This window comes from uncultured Nitrospira sp. (assembly GCA_902500695.1).
Lineage (GTDB): Bacteria > Nitrospirota > Nitrospiria > Nitrospirales > UBA8639 > Nitrospira_E.
Genome location: CABVRQ010000051.1, coordinates 1 through 3,864, shown reverse-complemented (window position 1 = coordinate 3,864; position 3,864 = coordinate 1). Strand labels below are relative to the sequence as shown.

Sequence of the window (3,864 nt, the reverse complement as noted above, 5' to 3'; positions counted from 1 at the left end):
GGATGGGATCCAAGGCGGCTCTCATACATGCTCTCCGAGATGAAGCGACAGACGGCCGGATGCATACGGCGGGATTCCCCGAGGAAAAGGCCGTAGTCCGCAGGTACCACGGCATGCATGATAGGGGAGTCGGGTTGGCTGGCCTCCATGTCTTTGAGCGCGTACTGGAGGACGGAAAGCCCGGCATCGCCGGGATGGGAGCCTTGCACGGGTTGTTCGAGTTGCATCTGGTCACCCAGAAGCACGAGGTTATTTGCGCATCGAGCCATCGCCATGGCGTTGGCCAGGGCCACCTGTCCGGCTTCATCGATGAAGAGAAAATCGAGTACACCTTCCCACTCAGGCCTGGTAAAGAGCCAAGCCGTTCCGCCGACAACGCCACGAGTGTAGGTCTGGTGCGCGGAGCCGGTGTCTTTGAGGTATTGCACGCCGGGGTTGCAGGTAAACAAGGGATCATCGGGGTCGCCACCAACTTTTAGTCCGTGGAGCTGAGAACCGCTGGCTTTCGCGGCGTCGCCGCAGGCGGCGAGAAGATTGATCACGGCCTTGTGGCTGTTGGAGGCGACACCGACTTTCTTGCCGGAAGCGAGCAGTCTGGTGATGACCTGTGAAGCCGTGAATGTTTTTCCCGTGCCGGGAGGCCCCTGAATAACCAGGCATCCACCGGCCATCGAACCGGCAATCCGGATGGCCGCCTCGGTTGGCGTTTCATCAGCCTGTTGCAGCGCAGTCGCAGGGGGCTTCCGGTTCAAGAGGGCGGATACCGGGGCATCAAGTTTCCCTGACAAGTGTCTGGCAACCACTTCCGTCAGCGCAAGCTGAATGGCCGTCGCCGAGACATGCTCGTCCGGAAGGAATGAACCCTGCTGAGGAAATATGCCTGCACATTTCTCGGTCAGACCCTTCTTGCCAATTTTGAGAGCCAGCCTTCCTGCGGACACATCCAGCTCCAAGAGGGTGAATTTCGCATTCAGGTTATGGGTGAACATCACTTTGGATGTATCCCCGGCAGCCAGTTTGCATTCCTGGGAAGGGTCAAAGGAATAGGTTTGGACCAACGAAAGTTTTTCCGGCATGGGAGATCCCATGGCGGCAATGCCCTGGATGCAGGCGGGGTCGTCGCGGAGTTCTTCAGAGGTTGCCGTGGCGCGGTCAAACATCCGCCACCACATGGGCTTTTCTTCCCGTCGATGAAAGTCGATCACATCAGCAAGAATCATGGAGATTGCATCGCCCTGGGTGCGAAGCTTTATGGCGGTCTCCAATCGCGCCACAACCTCCGGGGGTAATTCTTTTAGCGCCGACGGAGCCGGGTCGGAATCCCGGGTCACGGAAGTGATCTGATGTTCGACGATCACGTTCCGTAACCACTGCAGCAACTCTGCCGTGGATGTGCAATCGTCCTGGTTGTAGTCGCGAATGTCTTTCAGGATGGGGCTGTGATTCCAATCATCCGCCTGTTGGCTTTCGATCCACCTGGCGTATTGGACGATCGAATCAGCCGCCGTGGCAACCTCGGTGGCGCGTTTTGGTCGGTAGAGGCGTTCGACCGTCTTGAGAGAGTAGCTGTTCTCGCCGAGGCGCAGGCCGTGACGGACGATCTGAAAGAGATCAACAAACACCTCGTTCCGGAGCAGCGCATCCACCTCGTCCTGGCGGGTATCGTGGCGCGTGCTCAATCGTCGAACCGCGCTGACCTCGTAAGGGGCGTAATGGTAGATGTGCATGCCGGGGTTGTGCTGCCATCGATTGAAGACCCAGTCCATGAAGCCTTCGAAGGCCAGCTTTTCCTGCTCCCGGTCATGGGCCCACCAATCGATGAAGTCAAAGGAATCCGACTGCTCGCTTCCTCGGGTGCAGACTCCAAACAAATATTCCAGTCCGCCGGCAACCAGCGGGTAGCCCTCCATGTCGAAGAAGACATCCGCCGGATGGTCGGGCGGAAGTGCCGCGAGGCCCACAGCTTCGCCATTCGCACCGGTGCCAGGCAGGACTTCGTAGCGCGGCGGGGCATCGGGATTTCCAATCCGATCGGCCCGGGTCTGACATTGTAGCCGCGCCTGGGCGACGAGTTTGTCCAGAGAGTCTGCAGCCAGTTTGCGTATGGCGGTGCCTGATGCTCTTGAGAGATCAGCCACTGTCGCGATACCACCCTTCTTTAGCTTCTTGATCTGCCCCACAGTGATTCCCGCCACCTGCACGAGGTGGTCCGTGTCCTGAAAGAATTTCTCCGCATGGGAAGTCCAGCGGCCGTGGTCGGCTCGGGGAAGGGGTTCAGGGAGATCCGTGATGTTCCCGGTGAACCTATTCTGCATCGTCAGGAAATTCGCCGCGATGCGGCGGTAGTAGTGAATGAAGTCCTCGATGCGAAACTCTACCCTGTCCTTGGTGCCGAGGATGAGCCCGAACTTTTCCGGCATCGTGGTCCCGGTGACGGCGGCGAGCATGTCCGAGTAGCAACAAAGCTGAATCGCATAATACGGCTTGGGCGAGCGGGCCAGCTTTGTGTCCCACACCTGATAGCGTCCGGATTCATCGAGCAGAAGAAAGTCCGCATATCCGGCGAATGGCTCATGTTCCAAAAACGCCTGATAGATAATGGAGACCTTTGAGCTGATTGCGGAGAGGGTTGTTGTGCGGGCAACGACCGGATCAGTCTTTGGAATCTCAACGACGTTGGCCCCAGAAGCCTTGAAATCATCCAGTACCGTGCGCTCGTGCTGCGCGCCGGTCTGCGCGATCAGTTGTCCATCCTCGGTTTCCTCATCCGGCGCAACGGCGCCAGGATTCTCTAAATGATGCCGGTCCATCCAGGACGCGAACGGCGAGGCCAGATAGCGGATAAGATCGCTTGGTGAGAATACTAGTTGGCTTGAGAGAACTTTCTTCATAGGCTGGGTTTAGAGATATACCGAGCGTGTAAATCAGGACGAAGGGGATTTCTCAAAAACAGTGGTGATCGAAGCACATGGTAAGCGATCTTTTGAAGAAATGGTAGAGCCCCGTATCGAATTGTTAATCCAAAAATTTCGGAATCGCTCAGACACTCAGTTCCTTTTTTGCGCCAAGCTCACCATCAATGCCCCCTCCTCCCGCTTCGGTCGAAAGCCGGGAGAGAAGGCACGTCCTACTTTACTGCGTCTCCGTTTTGTGTCTGCTCTGTGTGTCGTCGTCGTTTGCAGGCTTCTGGCACAATACCCAATCCATCGCTCGAACAATATTGCTGTTCAGGATTATCTCCGGATAAGGAGTCGGGCAGTACTGAGGCGTCTCTCGCTCAGTTGCCGTGGCGTAGGATGGCGCTAACGCCCCTTCACCAATTTAATCGCCTCGGGAGTGACCTGGTCAGAAAATGTTTGGAGAGGGGACGTGATCCAGGCATAGGCAGTCTCGGCCCTCTCGGCAAGCGTGTCTGCGCCACTACGACCTCTGCGAGAGACCGCGATGCTGGAGATGTTGGATGATGTCATGCGGGTGGTGACGTTGTCTGCGTCAGGAATTGCGGGAATTTCGTTCGTCATGTGAACCATTGGTATTTTGACCATGATGTGGATATCCGTGGGAGAGCGATATGCCGAAATCGGCTTGTTGCGCGCCATCGGAGCCAGGCCCCGTCAAATCTTTTTATTTGAATCCATGATTCTTGTGATGCTGGGAGGAGGGTTGAGAGTTGATTTGGGAGTCGCCGGCCCACTGGTGCTCACGATTGAGCTTCCGGGATTGCCGGTCTATGTCGATGAACAATATCTCCTTATTGGCCTTCTGGTGGCCACGGCCACAGGACTGATTTACTGAATGGCCCCTGCTCGACGAGCGATCCGGATTGATCCGGTTAAATCCCTTCACGCCGAATAACCGGATATT

3 protein-coding genes are annotated in these 3,864 nt (G+C 56.7%); 1 reads left to right on the top strand and 2 read right to left on the bottom strand.

Annotated features, from left to right (window positions below; genetic code table 11):
• Positions 1–2,891, bottom strand: a 2,891-nt coding sequence (locus tag AAH187_RS12925) for a TM0106 family RecB-like putative nuclease (protein WP_342348874.1), incomplete at its 3' end; no start/stop codon positions are given.
• Positions 2,892–3,302: 411 nt separating this feature from the next.
• Complete coding sequence (locus AAH187_RS12920) at positions 3,303–3,545, bottom strand: hypothetical protein (RefSeq protein ID WP_342348873.1); 243 nt, start codon at positions 3,543–3,545, stop codon at positions 3,303–3,305.
• On the opposite strand from AAH187_RS12920, the gene AAH187_RS12915 reads away from it, so the two are divergent.
• Positions 3,544–3,795, top strand: a complete 252-nt coding sequence (locus tag AAH187_RS12915) for an FtsX-like permease family protein (protein WP_342348872.1) — start codon at positions 3,544–3,546, stop codon at positions 3,793–3,795. The two genes, AAH187_RS12920 and AAH187_RS12915, sit on opposite strands and share 2 nt — an antisense overlap.
• Positions 3,796–3,864: the final 69 nt, after the last annotated feature.

Excerpts from the sequence above, each read along its gene's own strand:
- AAH187_RS12920 (WP_342348873.1), bottom strand. The coding sequence starts at position 3,545 with ATGGTCAAAATACCAATGGTTCACATGACGAACGAAATTCCCGCAATT.
- AAH187_RS12915 (WP_342348872.1), top strand. The coding sequence starts at position 3,544 with ATGATGTGGATATCCGTGGGAGAGCGATATGCCGAAATCGGCTTGTTG.